This window comes from Marinobacter sp. LQ44 (assembly GCF_001447155.2).
In the GTDB taxonomy this organism is placed as follows: Bacteria; Pseudomonadota; Gammaproteobacteria; order Pseudomonadales; family Oleiphilaceae; genus Marinobacter.
On record NZ_CP014754.1, the window covers coordinates 653,925 to 669,830 of the forward strand.

17 protein-coding genes and 2 pseudogenes are annotated in these 15,906 nt (G+C 55.5%); 6 read left to right on the forward strand and 13 right to left on the reverse strand.

The annotated features are described in order from the left end of the window. The first annotated feature begins 278 nt into the window (after positions 1–278). Positions 279–1,304 carry an IS110 family transposase gene (locus ASQ50_RS03085; protein ID WP_068351341.1) on the forward strand — a complete coding sequence of 342 codons (1,026 nt, stop codon included), beginning with the start codon at positions 279–281 and terminating at the stop codon, positions 1,302–1,304. A 336-nt stretch (positions 1,305–1,640) separates the two neighbouring features. Here ASQ50_RS03085 and ASQ50_RS03090 read toward each other — a convergent pair whose 3' ends face one another. The 4 genes from ASQ50_RS03090 to ASQ50_RS03105 all read right to left on the reverse strand — a co-directional run bounded on the left by ASQ50_RS03090 (position 1,641) and on the right by ASQ50_RS03105 (position 3,186). Continuing rightward, entirely contained in the window at positions 1,641–1,904 is a 264-nt protein-coding gene (locus ASQ50_RS03090) for a Txe/YoeB family addiction module toxin (RefSeq protein WP_058092927.1), read from the reverse strand. Continuing rightward, a complete protein-coding gene (locus ASQ50_RS03095) occupies positions 1,901–2,143 on the reverse strand; it encodes a type II toxin-antitoxin system Phd/YefM family antitoxin (protein WP_058092928.1) in 243 nt (80 codons plus the stop codon). The genes ASQ50_RS03090 and ASQ50_RS03095 overlap by 4 nt, the downstream gene beginning before the upstream one ends. 151 nt (positions 2,144–2,294) lie before the next feature. Further along, positions 2,295–2,729: a competence protein ComJ gene (locus tag ASQ50_RS03100; RefSeq protein WP_058092929.1), complete on the reverse strand. Its 435-nt coding sequence runs from the start codon at positions 2,727–2,729 to the stop codon at positions 2,295–2,297. 169 nt (positions 2,730–2,898) lie between these two features. Then, on the reverse strand, positions 2,899–3,186 hold the full coding sequence (locus ASQ50_RS03105) for a hypothetical protein (protein WP_058092930.1): 288 nt from the start codon (positions 3,184–3,186) through the stop codon (positions 2,899–2,901). A gap of 120 nt (positions 3,187–3,306) precedes the next feature. Here ASQ50_RS03105 and ASQ50_RS03110 point away from each other — a divergent pair, with 120 nt between their 5' ends. Beyond that, positions 3,307–4,332 (forward strand): IS110 family transposase, encoded by a 1,026-nt coding sequence (locus tag ASQ50_RS03110; RefSeq protein ID WP_068351341.1) that lies wholly within the window; start codon positions 3,307–3,309, stop codon positions 4,330–4,332. 391 nt (positions 4,333–4,723) lie between these two features. Here ASQ50_RS03110 and ASQ50_RS03115 read toward each other — a convergent pair whose 3' ends face one another. Beyond that, positions 4,724–4,957, reverse strand: coding sequence for a hypothetical protein (locus ASQ50_RS03115; protein WP_058092921.1), 234 nt, complete (start codon positions 4,955–4,957; stop codon positions 4,724–4,726). Between the two features lie 943 nt (positions 4,958–5,900). On the opposite strand from ASQ50_RS03115, the gene ASQ50_RS03130 reads away from it, so the two are divergent. Next, the gene (locus ASQ50_RS03130; protein ID WP_058092924.1) at positions 5,901–6,152 is read left to right on the forward strand and encodes a type II toxin-antitoxin system Phd/YefM family antitoxin; all 252 of its coding nucleotides are present in this window, start codon (positions 5,901–5,903) and stop codon (positions 6,150–6,152) included. Next, the gene (locus ASQ50_RS03135; protein WP_058092925.1) at positions 6,149–6,403 is read left to right on the forward strand and encodes a Txe/YoeB family addiction module toxin; all 255 of its coding nucleotides are present in this window, start codon (positions 6,149–6,151) and stop codon (positions 6,401–6,403) included. Before ASQ50_RS03130 ends, ASQ50_RS03135 begins: the two co-directional genes overlap by 4 nt. Before the next feature lie 679 nt (positions 6,404–7,082). Here the strand turns inward: ASQ50_RS03135 and istB are convergent. From istB to ASQ50_RS20935, 7 genes and pseudogenes are all read right to left on the reverse strand, one after another. Then, positions 7,083–7,838, reverse strand: a complete 756-nt coding sequence (istB, locus tag ASQ50_RS03145) for an IS21-like element ISSpu5 family helper ATPase IstB (RefSeq protein WP_058092926.1) — start codon at positions 7,836–7,838, stop codon at positions 7,083–7,085. A gap of 11 nt (positions 7,839–7,849) precedes the next feature. Beyond that, a pseudogene (locus tag ASQ50_RS03150) lies at positions 7,850–8,758 on the reverse strand (Mu transposase domain-containing protein); the annotation flags it as partial. An 87-nt stretch (positions 8,759–8,845) separates the two neighbouring features. After that, entirely contained in the window at positions 8,846–9,862 is a 1,017-nt protein-coding gene (locus ASQ50_RS03155) for a tyrosine-type recombinase/integrase (RefSeq protein ID WP_058092803.1), read from the reverse strand. Next, positions 9,859–10,848, reverse strand: coding sequence for a tyrosine-type recombinase/integrase (locus ASQ50_RS03160; RefSeq protein ID WP_058092802.1), 990 nt, complete (start codon positions 10,846–10,848; stop codon positions 9,859–9,861). Before ASQ50_RS03160 ends, ASQ50_RS03155 begins: the two co-directional genes overlap by 4 nt. Beyond that, the gene (locus tag ASQ50_RS03165) at positions 10,845–12,107 is read right to left on the reverse strand and encodes a site-specific integrase (RefSeq protein ID WP_068351350.1); all 1,263 of its coding nucleotides are present in this window, start codon (positions 12,105–12,107) and stop codon (positions 10,845–10,847) included. The genes ASQ50_RS03160 and ASQ50_RS03165 overlap by 4 nt, the downstream gene beginning before the upstream one ends. A 165-nt stretch (positions 12,108–12,272) precedes the next feature. After that, positions 12,273–12,911, reverse strand: a pseudogene (gene istA / locus ASQ50_RS03170) (IS21 family transposase); the annotation flags it as partial. 70 nt (positions 12,912–12,981) lie between these two features. Beyond that, entirely contained in the window at positions 12,982–13,386 is a 405-nt protein-coding gene (locus tag ASQ50_RS20935; protein WP_068351353.1) for a hypothetical protein, read from the reverse strand. 385 nt (positions 13,387–13,771) lie between these two features. Here ASQ50_RS20935 and ASQ50_RS03180 point away from each other — a divergent pair, with 385 nt between their 5' ends. Beyond that, complete coding sequence (locus ASQ50_RS03180; protein WP_058090291.1) at positions 13,772–14,758, forward strand: integron integrase; 987 nt, start codon at positions 13,772–13,774, stop codon at positions 14,756–14,758. Here ASQ50_RS03180 and ASQ50_RS03185 read toward each other — a convergent pair. After that, the gene (locus ASQ50_RS03185; protein ID WP_058090292.1) at positions 14,755–15,090 is read right to left on the reverse strand and encodes a 4a-hydroxytetrahydrobiopterin dehydratase; all 336 of its coding nucleotides are present in this window, start codon (positions 15,088–15,090) and stop codon (positions 14,755–14,757) included. The two genes, ASQ50_RS03180 and ASQ50_RS03185, sit on opposite strands and share 4 nt — an antisense overlap. Before the next feature lie 126 nt (positions 15,091–15,216). Between ASQ50_RS03185 and imuA the strand changes: the two genes are divergently transcribed. Further along, on the forward strand, positions 15,217–15,906 hold the full coding sequence (gene imuA / locus ASQ50_RS03190) for a translesion DNA synthesis-associated protein ImuA (protein WP_058090293.1): 690 nt from the start codon (positions 15,217–15,219) through the stop codon (positions 15,904–15,906).

A 15,906-nucleotide genomic window follows, 5' to 3' on the forward strand; every position in this document is an offset into this window, starting at 1 on the left:
TCGCTGCACCGACACCAATGCCCGACCCCATTCCTCCAATGAGCCAAGCTACTGCCTTTTGTTGACCTGGTCGTTTCTGTTGCTCATTTTTGCCCATTGCTTAACTCCACGAACATTGGCTTGTCTCGAGTGAATTTAGCAGCCTTACGAAGGCATTGAAGCCGAGAGGTCTCAGTACAGCCTGTTAACGAATGATATGGACTCCCCCTGCTCCCACGGCATCTATGTGCCACATTGAAGGTGTCTGACATCTTCAATCAAAAGCAGGAGGAGTCACCATGAATGTTACAACCATTGGCATCGATCTGGCGAAAACTGTGTTCAGTATTCATGGCACCAATCAACACGGCAAGGTCGTGGTTCGCAAACGGCTCAATCGCCCTAAACTGCTGGCGTTCTTCGCACAACTGCCACCGTGCCTGATCGGCATGGAGGCCTGTTCCGGTGCCCATTACTGGGCTCGGGAGTTAACCAAACTCGGCCACGATGCCCGGATCATTGCACCCCGCTTTGTCGCTCCGTATCGCAAGAGCAACAAGAACGACGACAATGATGCCGAGGCCATCTGCGAAGCCGTCAGCCGGCCCAACATGCGCTTTGTCCCGATCAAGACCGAAGATCAACAAGCCGTGCTGTGCCTGCACCGCATCCGCCGTGGGCTGACCAAAGAACGCACCGCACAGATCAATCAGATTCGTGGGCTGCTGGCCGAGTTTGGACCGATCATTCCCCAAGGGCGCTATCATGCTCGCCATCGGATTCCGGAAATCCTGGAGGATGCCGAAAACGGTTTGCCCATGCTGGCACGGCGTTTACTTAACAACATCAACCAGCGCATTCTCCAGCTCGATGAAGAGATCCTGGCCTATGACCGGGAAATCGAAGCCATGGCCCGGCGCGACGAACAGGCCAAGCGGCTGATGGCCATTCCAGGCATCGGGCCACAAACCGCCACCGCCATACTGGCCAGTGCGCCCGATCCCAGACAGTTCAAAAGCGGACGACACTTTGCCGCCTGGCTAGGGCTCGTTCCCAGGCAGTACTCGACCGGGGGCAAGCCCCGACTGGGCAGGATTACCAAGCGAGGGGACAAATACCTGCGAACGCTATTAATTCATGGCACCCGGGCGGTGATCGCCAAGCTCGCCGACAAGAACGATCGACTCAGCGGGTGGGCTAAAGAGTTGGTGGAACGCCGCGGATATAAGAGAGCCGCTGTGGCGTTGGCTGCCAAGAATGCCCGGATTATCTGGGCGTTACTGATGAACCAAACCGAATTCAAAACCCAGCCTGTGGAGGGCTGATAACCAGGCAACAACGACAGGCAGAACGCGCCTGCCAGCCGAGTCTTGCAACGGCAAGCGATGACGGAACGGTCAGACCGAGAGTGATTGAACCTGTTAAGCTTTGCGGCTGATAAAAGCCGACTAACGAATGAGGTCATCACTCACACGCATCATCATCCTGGCCCGGGCTGAAGCGCCCACATAGAGGCCGAATGTAGAGCTGCAGTCTCAAACCGCTTCGGAATCAAATGGCGTTGCTTGACCGCAGGGGGAGTCCATGTAGCGAAGCTTTGCGGCAATTTTGGAGCCGCGAAGCGGTGGAAGAATTGTCCGATAACAGCGGCTGGTTATGCATTATTCGTAGTGACTCCAGAGCCTGAGGACTTTCACCACTCGCTCGTTCTCGAGCACTTGGTAGACCAGACGATGCTGAATATTGATGCGGCGAGAATAGGCCCCCGCAAGATCACCAATAAGCTTCTCAAACGGCGGCGGCTTGCAGTATGGATCTTCCGCTATCAGCGCTAACAGTTCCTGGGCTTTCGGTTTGAGGCCACTGGAGGCCAACTTCTTTGCATCTTTCTGGGCTTGCTTGGTGTAAACCAACTTCCATGTCACCAGTCCAGCTCCTCATCGCATTCATCCACGGGGGTATCCATCCCCTCACGAATGGACTCTCGCATACCAGGCACGGAGAGCAGGTAAAGTGTTTCCTGAATTGCAGACCAGTCTTCCTCGGATACCAGAACGGCTTTGTTCCGCTTACCCATAATGACGATTGGCTGGTGGGACTCGGCAGTTTCATCAATCAACCGATAAAGGTTGCTGCGCGCCTCAGTTGCTGTGATTCCGGTCATGACGCACCTCTTGCGTGTTCAAACTTCCATCAAGTGTACGCCTATAGGTACGTACGTCAAGACGAACGCTTTTGCATAACGCTTGCAGCATGCGCGCCCACGAAATGAAGCCGAAGGCGCAATGTAGTGGGCGTCGCCGTGCCTGCACTTGTTAACTGAATATATTGGACTGCTGCTTAATTACGTTTATATCCGCTAAGTCTGACTTAATAAACTCGATCCGATACTCACCACTTTCCCCGACCTTCTTTACGCTCCAGCGTAAGGCATACTTGCCTTTCGGTAACGCTATACTCTCTTCTGCTATGTCGACCGAACCTGATAGACATTCAAATGGGAACTCAACAATATGATCCCATTTTTCTATTTCGGCTTCGGGAGCAGTGTCGTGAATCGATACGGGTATTTTATGATCATCATTTTCGATAACCCCGAGCGCAACTACCTGCGGACAGTAACATCCAAATTTTGAGATAGCGTCATCATCCCAGTCTAACTCGGCATCGCTCTCACAAGGATCAAAATCACCATCAAATACTTGTATTTGGCCAAAATCAGAGAAAACCTCTAACTCGATTACGTCCATGTCTATCTCCTTACTTTTACCAGTTAACGCCAGCGCACAACGGCGCCCTTGTAATGGAGGCGCAGCCGCAATGAAAAGGGCGTCCGGCGGCCACCGGCCGCGTATTGATGCGCCTTGTTATGTTTACGTTAGCTGAAAAGCCAGCCAAGGATATGCTGGAAACGAATACCTATTTCTTATCGCTATCCAAGAATATCAGGATGGCTCCGACAACCACTGAAACAGAAGATACAAAGAAAATTGCCGAAAAGGGCAAACGTGTACCACCGAACAGGCTGTTGGGATCCTTATATATGGTGATATATGAATGCTTTATATTCCAAAGCAGACTCAAATCCGCTGCCCACCTATCAGTCAACAGATAACCAGCGGTACATAGAATCACCCCGAAACCAATGAGCCAAGTACCTTTTGCCTTGGTCGTCATCTTCTTGAAAATGTCTTCAAGGTCATTCATGGGAAACCTCTGATTGAATTCACAACATAACGAATGATATGGACTCCCCCTGCTCCCACGGCATCTATGTGCCACATTGAAGGTGTCTGACATCTTCAATCAAAAGCAGGAGGAGTCACCATGAATGTTACAACCATTGGCATCGATCTGGCGAAAACTGTGTTCAGTATTCATGGCACCAATCAACACGGCAAGGTCGTGGTTCGCAAACGGCTCAATCGCCCTAAACTGCTGGCGTTCTTCGCACAACTGCCACCGTGCCTGATCGGCATGGAGGCCTGTTCCGGTGCCCATTACTGGGCTCGGGAGTTAACCAAACTCGGCCACGATGCCCGGATCATTGCACCCCGCTTTGTCGCTCCGTATCGCAAGAGCAACAAGAACGACGACAATGATGCCGAGGCCATCTGCGAAGCCGTCAGCCGGCCCAACATGCGCTTTGTCCCGATCAAGACCGAAGATCAACAAGCCGTGCTGTGCCTGCACCGCATCCGCCGTGGGCTGACCAAAGAACGCACCGCACAGATCAATCAGATTCGTGGGCTGCTGGCCGAGTTTGGACCGATCATTCCCCAAGGGCGCTATCATGCTCGCCATCGGATTCCGGAAATCCTGGAGGATGCCGAAAACGGTTTGCCCATGCTGGCACGGCGTTTACTTAACAACATCAACCAGCGCATTCTCCAGCTCGATGAAGAGATCCTGGCCTATGACCGGGAAATCGAAGCCATGGCCCGGCGCGACGAACAGGCCAAGCGGCTGATGGCCATTCCAGGCATCGGGCCACAAACCGCCACCGCCATACTGGCCAGTGCGCCCGATCCCAGACAGTTCAAAAGCGGACGACACTTTGCCGCCTGGCTAGGGCTCGTTCCCAGGCAGTACTCGACCGGGGGCAAGCCCCGACTGGGCAGGATTACCAAGCGAGGGGACAAATACCTGCGAACGCTATTAATTCATGGCACCCGGGCGGTGATCGCCAAGCTCGCCGACAAGAACGATCGACTCAGCGGGTGGGCTAAAGAGTTGGTGGAACGCCGCGGATATAAGAGAGCCGCTGTGGCGTTGGCTGCCAAGAATGCCCGGATTATCTGGGCGTTACTGATGAACCAAACCGAATTCAAAACCCAGCCTGTGGAGGGCTGATAACCAGGCAACAACGACAGGCAGAACGCGCCTGCCAGCCGAGTCTTGCAACGGCAAGCGATGACGGAACGGTCAGACCGAGAGTGATTGAACCTGTTAAGCTTTGCGGCTGATAAAAGCCGACTAACGAATGAGGTCATCACTCACACGCATCATCATCCTGGCCCGGGCTGAAGCGCCCACATAGAGGCCGAATGTAGAGCTGCAGTCTCAAACCGCTTCGGAATCAAATGGCGTTGCTTGACCGCAGGGGGAGTCCATGTAGCTGAGCTTAGCGGCGCCCTTGCAATGGAGGCGAAGCCGCAATGTAAAGGGCGTCCGGCGGCCATCGGCCGCGTACTACAGCGACTGGTTAAGTACGCCAAGCGACAAAGCCCAAGGTCGGCAACTGTCAGATTGCATCATTGCCTACAAAACCGCCATCTTCGAACCGGGCAACAAAGTTTTCCTTATTGCAGCCAGTCATCTTGCCGCAGTGCGGACACTGCGCCTGATTGCCGGTCAACGTTGCGGTACTGAATGATGCATACGGTGTCATGAATATTGGGGAGGGGAATTTGCCGCCACAATTCAGACACTTGATAGTGATGCTCTGGGTTTCCGCGTCTGGACGAATATCACTCATTTCTGACTCCTTTTGGCTACTTAACGCGAAGGTAACCGGCGCCGAAGCGCAGCGGAGGGAACCAAAAGCTGTAAGCTTTTGGCGTCCGGTTGACCGCCTGGTTAGTGGCCGGTCACCACCAAGGTCTCCCTTGGCACCCAACGCTGAATGCCCTCTCCCGAACAGCTTGCACCAACCAGACGGATGGCGAAAGGAACCAGAACGCAAACCGCACCAACCCGATTACTGTTTGAACTGGACGGCCCCGCGACTGGGGCACGCCATGAATAACCATGCTGCGGGTGACTTTGGCAACCAACCCCGACAGCCACTTTTCCGGCCTTGGCCATCACCACCATAAGCGGCTTTGCAGCCAAACCTGGTGCCAAGGCCTTTGCACTGAGCCCGCCAAAAATGAAGACGGCCTGGGCCATTAACGCCCTGGGTAAGCTGCCGGTACGGAGCGCAGCGTAGTACCGGTCAGCTTCACCCACTGGTTAAAGGTCTGAAGCGGGCTACTGGATTGTGGCGATACCAACAATTTGCGCCCCACTCATGAGTCTTATTTTTGTACCTGACACAAACTGGTCAGATAAGTCTCTCGGATAGCTAGCATTTAACCATCCATCTTGCGTGCTACCCGGGTAAGCCAAAGTCTCAAAATCGATTTGCCCCCAAAACTGGCGGTCACTTTGAGACAGATACATGTCGGGGCGCCAATTCTCGCCAGGAACCACCGGATTAACGCGACCGCCACTATTCGTTTGTGTTAGCTCAACCAACACCTTCATAGGTTGGCGGATCTTTTCAAAATCCTCTGATCTCATATGACCTTTAACGCCCGGCTCACGCGCCGGTTTGGAGCCGCGAAGCGGCTGAAAATCGGTCGCTGTGCAGCCGATTGTTAAATCTTTTGGCGTACGGTATCCTGACCATGGTCAACATCCTGTACAGGAGTAACCTTATGGATGCCATTAGCTACACAGCCGCTAGAACCAATCTAGCAAAAACCATGGAGCAGGTCTGTGAAGACCATTCCCCTGTGATCATCACCCGGAGCAAGTCGCAGTCCGTGGTAATGATCTCCCTAGAGGACTACGAGGCGCTGCAAGAGACTGCATACCTTCTGCGCTCACCAAAAAACGCACGGCGTTTGCTGGAATCCGTTGCCGAGCTGGAGCAAGGCGGTGGTCAAGAAAAGGAACTTCTTGAATGAAACTCATCTTCTCCGAGAACGCCTGGGAAGACTATCTGTACTGGCAGAAAACCGACAAAAAGATTCTTAACCGAATCAACAAGCTGATCAATGAGACCAAACGAGAACCGTTCGAAGGTGTTGGCAAACCAGAGCCCCTCAAACACAGCCTCGCCGGGTACTGGTCTCGCCGGATCAACGAAGAACACCGAATAGTTTACAAAGTCACGGATGACGCTTTGCTTATCGCCCAGCTCCGGTATCACTACTGATTTAACGCCAGCTATCAACGCCCTGACAAGGGCGTCCCGTGGAGGGCCATCGGCCCGGAAAAGACTTAATGGCTTTGTTAATTTGCGGCTCCAAGCCGACTACGAACATGTGTTTATTTCCTGCGGCGTGTACACCACAAACCCCACCCGCCAACAATGAGAAGAAAAAGGTTCGCCAGCAGTGAAGCTCCCCAAAACTGAATGTTAGCGGATTGCTGCTCCAACATTTCTGGCGTTGCATCCTGATAAGGAAGGGAGGCTCCTGACAATTCCAGGAAGCTGAACAGAGCTCCTAAAAGCCCAATCACAACGAAAATGAAGCTCCCTACTCGCATGCTATTCCTGCAATTTAACGCGAAGCTGAGCGGCGCCCTGAAAAGGGCGTCCGGTGGAGGCCGCAGGCCGGAACAAACTCAAGCGCCTTGTTATGCACTCTCAAACCTGGGACTCCGTTTTTGATATACCTTCAGTCCGATTAACACACTGGGCACAAAGGATAATACTGCAAAGATGAGGACCCAGCCCGGAAGACCCGATAAGAAAAGCATGCAAATGATGACGTAGGGAATGAATCCTGCGTAAACCGCTGAAGGTTGCCACCCATTCCACGTGAAGCCTGCCACCCGGACCGGAGCAAGGCTGCCACCCATCGGAGCGTAGCGACGCGGGGTTTCTCTTCTTACTCCGAAATCTCAGTGTCCGTCAACTTTGCTTGCCGTTTTCGCATGGATTCGCCTCGGAGATTGATCTTGTAGGCGTTATGAACGAGCCGGTCCAGGATGGCGTCGGCCAGAGTGGCGTCACCGATTACACCATGCCATTCCTCGATGGGTAATTGGCTCGTGGCGATGGTGGAGCGCCTGCCATGCCGGTCTTCCAGTACCTCCAGCAAGTCTCGCCGATTTTCGGCGCTCAGCTTCATCAGTCCCCAGTCATCCAGGATCAGGACGTCGACTTTGGCCAGGTTGGTCAGGAGTTTGGCGTACTGGCCATCGCCCTTGGCAATGGTCAGCTCCCGTAGCAGCCGGGTCAGGCGCACATACTGTGCGGTGTAGCCTTCCCGGCAGGCCCTGTGTGCCAAGGCACAGGCCAACCAGGTTTTGCCAACCCCGGTGGGACCGGTGATGAGCACGTTCAGGTGCTCTTTTACCCATTGGCAGCCGGCCAGTGACTGCACCAGCCCTTTATCCAGGCCCCGTGAGTTCCGGTAATCGATGTCTTCGAGGATGGCATTGTGCCGCAGCCTGGCACGGCGCAACCGGCTGGTCATGCGCCGGTTATCTCGCTCGGTCATTTCCCGGTCCACGAGTAGCCCGAGGCGCTCCTCGAAGCTCAGATCGGTGATGTCGGGGGTGGCTGACTGATCCGCCAGGGCGGCGGCCATGCCGGTCAGCTTGAGGGCGTGGAGCTTATCCAGTGTGGGATGTTTTAGCATGTCAGATTCCTTCAGTGGTAGTAGGCAGGGCCGCGGATGTTGTCGTGTGTGTCGGGCAAGGCCAGTTCCTGTTGTTCTTCCAGAGGCTGCTGATCCAGACGGTGTTTGAGGATGGATTCGATGCTCTTGTAACGGCAACTGCCCAGCATCAGGGCACGCTGGCAGGCGGCTTCCAGCCGCGACTCACCGTAGCTCTGCCCCAGCCGTAGTATGCCCAGACAGGAGCGATAGGCCTGTTGCGGGTGCTTGCGGGCTCCGAGGGCCGTGCGGATGAGCTTCTCGGTAGCCGGGCCGGTCTTGGCCGCCCAGGCGATCAGACGTTCTGGTGACCAGTCACCAGCGTGGCGATGAGACTCAGGCATGTGAGCGGCGATGGTGGTGTGTCGTCCCTTCTGGTCGGAGCGCCGGTGACTGGCGATCCGGTTGCCCCGGTAAAAGCATTCGATGGTGTTGTGGGTAATCCGGACTTCTACCTCTTTCTTGATCAGGGTGTAGGGCACCGAGTAGTAATGTCCGTCGATGGCCACATGGTAGTCGATGTGCACCCGGGCCTTCTTCCACTCCGCGTAAACATACGGCTCTGCGGGCAATGGCTGTAGAACGGGTTTATCCAACTGCTCGAAGTGGTCGCGCCGACAGCCGGGCAACTTGCGGAAGGGCCGGCTGTTGAGTCGCTCCAGCAGCTCGCGGATGGTGGCGTTGAGTTGCCCCAGTGAGAAGTGCTGACGATGGCGCAACGCCGCCAGGATCCAGCGTTCGACGATCAGTACTCCACCTTCCACCTTGGCCTTGTCGCGGGGCTTACGGGCCCGTGTGGGGACAACGGCCACGCCATAATGGGCGGCCATGTCCTGATAGGTTGGATTTAGATCCGGCTCGTAGCGGTGAGCCTTGGTAACGCCGGAGCGGAGGTTGTCCGGATTATGTTCCCTATCCCATTATGTTTCGTTCACTTTGGAAGACCTTGAAACCATAGGGAGGCCCCCTTGCACTGGGGCACATAACGATCACAGGGATTCCAGCCATTGCAGCAGCTCGGAATTGGATCGCCATACTGGCTTTCGGTGGGACTCCGCCGGAGAATCCCAAATAGGCTCACAGGTGCGGAGCGCGTCCACTTTCATTCGGAGGGTGATCTCGGCGTATCGGTTGGTGGTCTCCAAACTGACGTGTCCAAGCCAGGCGCGGATGACGTTGACCTCGACACCTGCTTCAAGCAAATGCACGGCCGTCGTGTGGCGTAAGACATGGGGTGAGATGTGCCGCACTGTGCCATCTGCGCTTTTCTTCACCACCTTGACGGTATGACGCCGCACGATCTTGTAGATACCAAATCTGGTCAGCGGCGCACTGTTGCGGGCTAGGAAGACAGCGTCATTGGAGTGGCGTCGTTGCCGATTTTGCTCCAGTAAGTCCTGCATCAGACCCGCCGTTCGCGTCCACAAAGGACAGGTACGCCATTTGTCACCTTTACCATGCAGCCGTACTCGGGGCTCAGAACCGAGTTCCAGGTGCGTTGCGCGCAGATCCGCTACCTCCTGTACGCGTGCTCCGGTGTTATAAAGGAAGCGAAGCAAGGCTTGGTCGCGCAGAGCCTGAGGGTGGTCGGTGGGCAAGGCAGCGAACAGAGCATTAATCTCGTCGCGTTCGAGATACAGAGTCTCGCCCGGTTGCCAGCGTTTGACGGGAATGGAAGCAATTTGCTGTGCTTCCCCGAGCACGCAGGGCTCACGGCCGGCAAGATACTCGAAGAAGGTATGCAGCGCCGCCAGGCGCTGGTTTCGGGTTCTAACCCCATTACCACGTTCCTGTTCAAGGTGTTGCAAAAAATGGCGCACTCGCTCGCCAGTGAGATCAGCCAGTTCCAAGCGGGTGATCCGGCAATGCTTATCCTTTGCAGCGAATTGCAAGAACAGGCGCAGGCTCTCCTTATAACTTCGGATACTGGCCGGGCGCAGCCCCCGTTGGCATTTAAGGTGATCCTCTACGAAGGCAAAGACGAGACGCCCCAATTGATCCGTCATGATAGCTCCTCCTCTCTGCGGGGATCGGCGAATCGCTCGAACCGTTGGCTCGCCTCCCGGAGCAGTGCTTCGGTGATGGTCAGATACCAGGCAGTCGATGCCGGGTCGGCATGGCCCATGAAGGTTGATAGATGAAAGAGCCGTTGATTGGGATCCACGCCGGTGCGATACCAGCGGAGCAGAGTTGCGACCGCGAAGGAATGGCGCAGGCAGTGCAGATGAGGTTGGCGTACGCCAGGTGGCACGTACGGATCCATCTTCAGTATCAAGTGGTGAAATGTCTGACTGACCGTCTCAATACGCATTGGCTTGCGCTCTGGGAAAAAGCTGAAAGAAAATACCGGATCATCCGGCTGCCATGGCCCATACCGATCAACGCCAAACTGTAGATAGACAGCGATCTGTTGCGCCATGCGCGGGCCAAAGGGGACCAAACGCGTCTTGCCAAACTTGCTCTTGTCGATCACCAGAAGGCTGCGCTGGCAATCGACGTCGCGATACCGAAGATGCACAATCTCGCCGACACGCAGGCCCAAACCGTACATCAGCGAGAAGATTGTTCGGTAGACCATGCCACGACAGGGTGCCCGGGAATTGTCCGGAAGCTGTGACGCCAACGTCAGGATGTCTTCCACCTGAGCCGGTTCGAACAGGAAGGGTTTAAGCTGGGAAGTCACCGGCTGAGGGTGAGCACGAACCGGAGAATGCGCTAGCCGCTCCTGGGCCACCTGCCAGGCAAAAAAGCAGCGGAGCACCCCCAAGAGGTGGTTATAGCTGCGTGGGCGAGTGCGTGGCCGCGAAGCGAGAAAGGCCTCAATCAACGCCGGTTGCACTAACGCCGCATCACTCACCCGTTCCTCGACCAAAAAGCGATCGAATAATTGCAAGGCGAGCTCTTCAGTATCAAATTTTCGGCCCAGCGCGCGCTTGTAACTCAAGTAAGCCGAAAAATCCTTGCCCAGTACGCTGTGGAAGGAGGCGGTCATGGCAGCACCTCCTCGTGGCCCAGCGCCACCATGCGCAGGGTTTCCACGTCCACCTTGGTATAGATGCGGGTGGAACTTGGCGATGCATGACCAACGTAATCGCCGATGACCTTGAAGTTGAACTCGGCATCGACCAATCGCTGTACGCAAGTGTGGCGCAAGGTGTGCGAACCTGGGCGACGGACATTAATACCCGCTTTGCGCAGGTAGTGCGTCGCGCGGCTGGACACAGTAACCGCCGTCACAGGTCGGACGGGCGCCAGAACCCGGAAAAACAGCCTTCGCTCCTCGACGTGTGGGCGTGCATTTTTTAAGTAGTCGAGAATAGCTTCGCCTACCACTGAAGAGAGAGGGTACGCAGTGGTGTGTCCCGCCTTGCGCTGCGGCACCAACAGGCGTTCTCTCTTCCAGTCAATATTCTCCAGTGTCAATCCGGCCACCTCATGGCCGCGCAGTCCATACGTGACGAGCAAAAGTAGAATGGCATAGTCGCGCTTGCCCAGAGCACTGCGCCGATCAACAACATCTAGCATGCGCCGGACGTCGTCCCAGGAGATCGAACGCGGGAGATCGGCCAGCTGATACCGACGCGGGGACTCTACGGTAGCGCCGAGATCGCGATTGATCAGCTGCTCGCGGTACAGGTAGCGCAGGAAGACTCGCAAGGAGCTGCACAGCCCCGTCATAGAATGCGGGCTCAATCGGCGACCGCTCTCCACCACAAATGCACTGAGTATGGCTGGAGTGAGCTCGGACAAATGCAGCAGGTTGATTCGCGCCAGGTAGGCTTCCAGGTTATGCAGATAATGGCCATAGTGCCGGAGAGACAGCTCGCGCAGGCCCCGTTCTTCACGCAGATAAACAAAGAACCCCGGTGCCTGAACCAGGAAGGGATCTTGACTGGTCCGTCTCCGACCTGTTCCGCGGAAATCGGGCAACATCAGGGACAGCAATTGCTCGATCGGTGTACGAGCATCATTAGCCACCCATCGCTTTGCCTGGTATGCGTTCTTGGCGTGAACCTTTACCCAGTGCTTTACATAAGGCTCGACATGAGTCGGAAGCTCGCTCCACTGCGTGGCACCATGATCGCGAGCAAACTCGCCAAACTGCCTCAGGAGTGGGACTCGCCGCAAGATTACCCTGGGCCTGTATCCGTGCCCGGCTAACCACGCAACGTACTGCTCAATCGGTTCCGCGATCCAGGAAGCGCGGATCGCATCGATGGTATCGGGCTTAACGAAGTAATGTTCTAACATGACAATCTCCTTTCTGGATGTAGGAAAGGAAATCATGCGCCCAAACGGCATCTGTCGTTATGTGTCCTTTTACACGGGATCCTCCCTATGGATTCAAGGTCTTCCAAAGTGAACGGAACATAATGGGATAGGGAACATAATCCGGATTATGTGTCCCGGCACATAATCCGGAACCACCAGTTCCGGCACGCCGCCCAGGAACTCGAAGGCCCGGATATGGGAGCCAATCCAGTCTGGCAGCGACTGGCTCCAGGTGGCTTCGGCATAGGTGTAGTTGGACGCGCCCATAACGGCCACAAAGACTTGCGCCTCGTGGATTTCTCCAGTGGTGCGATCAATAATGGGCACGGTCTGGCCCGCATAGTCCACGAACAGCTTCTCACCGGCCCGATGGTCCTGGCGCATCACCAGATCCAGCTTGCCCCGCCAGGCCCGGTAGTGCTCGCAGAACCAGCTGTACTGATAGCCATCGGGGTTGGCTTGCCGATATTCCTGCCAGAGCAGGAACAGTGTGACGTTCTTGCCCCGGAGCTCATCGTGGATCCGCTGCCAGTCCGGAATGCCTCGGGCCTGTGCCGGCAGATCCGGTGGTGGCGGGAACAGCCGTTGCTCCAGTTGGGCCTCGTCCAAGTCCGCTGGCAACGGCCAGCTCAAACCGGCCTCAGCTGTGCGGCGCAGGTATTCGCTCACGGTCGGGCGGCTGACGCCGCAGGCCGCCGCAACCTGACGATTGCTCAGCCCTCGCTCCCACTTGAGGCGAAGGACTTCTTTGATTTTACGCATGGATAACCTCTTCGCTGGCATCTGGCCCTCTCCGGATGAAAAGGAGCAGAGTACCGTTAGTTATCCCGCGCCGGACGTTTTGATGGGGAAATCAGGCAGCCTGCCGGGGTGGCAGCTTTGCCGTGGAATCAGTGGCAGCTTTCGCGTGGAATGGGTGGCAGGCTTCGTCTGGAATCAGTGGCAACCTTGGTCTGGAATACGCAAATCCGACACCCGCGACGATTTTAGCGTTCATTGACGAAGTATCTTCTGTAGTTCTCGCCGCAGTGTATCCAGCAATAAGCGCCAGAAGGGGCAACGCCAATACACTCGCGAATTGATAAACCAAGGATGATGGAATGAGGGACAGCAAATAAAGCACGGAGGCAACCCCCGCCGTTGAAACGAAAAAGCCAGCCCCGCAAGCAGCGGGACTTTGGGGCGGATTGGGTTTCATCACTGCTTTATACAAGCCAACCAAAACTGCGCCAGACGCGGCAACGATAATCACGTTCATTCGATTAGTTACTCCCTTAACTTAAAGATGCATAACAGCTAATTATACGAACACGTTCGTATATCCCGCGCTCGTATAACTCCACCCAGAACGCGCCCCAAGTTTCATTCTTTTCCGAACAAAAACAGAAGGATAAAAGCATTTCACCACGGCTACCGCCGGAGTTATACGCCCTCTTCCGGCCACCCCAGCCCCTGCATAGGGGCGTATAACTCCACCCCTGAAAATCCTAGTTTCTAACCATATCAGAAGGTTACAAACATTTCCTATCCATTTTTCCGGAGTTTTGCGAACGCGTTCGTATAACTACGGCTCCAATCAGGGATTGACAAATCCCTACACCAATATACTGTATATCCATACATGCAAAGAGAGAGTTCAGGATATGGATATCCGCATCCCTATTTCACCGCAATCTACTCGCTTTCTGGACAAGCTCAGGAACTTTATCCGGCTACGGGGTCTGGCCTATAAAACCGAGATAACCTACGTTTTCTGGATTAAACGCTTTATCCGGTTCCATGGCCGAAAACACCCGGGAACGATGGGCACTGAGGAGGTAGAGGCATTTTTGTCACATCTGGTACTGCAGGCAAATGTCAGCGTGGCTACCCAGCGAGTCGCACTGAATGCCCTGATTTTCCTGTACCGGGAGTTTCTGGGCACACCCTTGGAAGAGCTTCAGTATGAGGCAGCCAGAAAACCCAAGAAGCTGCCCGTTGTCTTCAGTCCGGATGAGGCCCGGCGGGTCATTGCCAACCTGGAGGGCGAGTATAAACTGATCGCCATGCTACTTTACGGTTCTGGTTTACGGATAAGTGAAGCGCTTCGGCTACGGATCAAAGATATCGATTTCGGGATGCAGCAGTTAATTATCCGCGAAGGCAAAGGCGGTAAAGACAGGATCACACTGCTTCCAGACCGGCTGATTGAGCCTCTCCAGAAGCAGATCCACTCAGCCCTGCTGCAGCACAAGGTAGATATCGCCCGTGGCTGTGGCTCGGTGTATATGCCGGCTGGTCTGGCCAGAAAATACCCCAGTGCCAGTCAGGAACCAGACTGGCAGTATGTATTTCCGGCACCGGATCTTTCTATTGATCCGCGTGCTGGAATACGGCGGCGCCACCACATGCTGGACCGAACGGTACAGAAGCACTTCAAGATTGCCATTCGCGCTGCGGGCATTCACAAGCCCGCCGGGAGCCACACCTTCAGGCACAGTTTTGCTACGCGGCTTCTGGAAGCAGGCTACGATTTACGCACTATCCAGAAGCTACTCGGCCATTCCGATGTCCGTACCACCGAAATCTACACCCATGTTGTCCGTAAAGGCGGCTTTGGTGTGCGCAGCCCGGTGGACGAGGCCTTTTAATAAAGCTCGTCTGTTCTGGCGGCCATAATGAAATCATTTTTGTGCAAACCGCCGATTTTGTGAGTCCACCAGCGCACGGTGGCTTTGCCCCACTCCAGCAGAATCGCGGGGTGATGGTTTTCGGCTTCGGCCAGGTCCGCCACTTTGTTGGTGAAGGCTTGCGCTTCCACAAAGTTCTTGAAGGTGAAAACCCGGCGTAGCTGTTCCTCGCCGTCTACCATCACATCTTCCCAGCCTGGGATCACGCTCAGCAGTTCCTGCTTCTCCTGGCCGGTCACTTTCGGTGCGCCTGAACGACAGGCTTCACAGGCGTGTTGGCTCAATTTTGTCATGGCTGTTTCTCCTCTCCTGGTTACTGTGTCCAGCGTGGGTGGCGTGAGCGGTTTTATCAAGTGGGTAGTTGAAATTCCGCCTTCACAATAATACTGTATATATAAACAGTATTCAGAGATTTCCCCATGAGTGACCTTCTCAGCAGTCTTCTGCAGGATGCCCGCGTATGGCAGGGCCACAAGCACAGAAAAACTACGCAGCCAGCAGAACCGACAGGTTACCAGGTTCTGGACAATCAACTGGGTGGCCTGGGTTGGCCCCGGGGCGCGTTGAGCGAATGCCTGCTGGATGCCCTCGGCATTGGTGAGTTGCACCTTGTTTTGCCATTAATGCAGCGCTTGTCTGAGCAGGGCAAGACCATTTTCTGGCTGAACCCGCCACACACGCCCTATGCCCCTGCCCTGGCCCGGGAAGGCGTGAATCTGGACCATCTGGTGGTGATCAACACAGACGATCAGGGTGATTTCCTGTGGACACTTGAGAACTGCCTGCGCTCATCGGTAACCGGGCTGGTGCTCGCCTGGCCTGGCAAGCTTGCCAGCCGGGATATCCGCCGGCTACAGCTGGCATCAGAAGCCGGAGGCAATGTGTGCGTGCTGTTCCGTAGCCGCCGGCAGGCGGATCACAACTCACCGGCGGCTTTGCGCCTGGAACTGGTGCCAGGGGATCACCAGGACCTCAAAGTAAACATCATCAAGCGCCGTGGCAGTTGGCCTGGCCAGCGTTGTTCCCTGGCGTTAGGGCACCGGGCAGACATCACCACCCAGGGCTCATCCCGCATAGTTCAGGGGCCATGGCCCCGCTCGCAAGGGTAA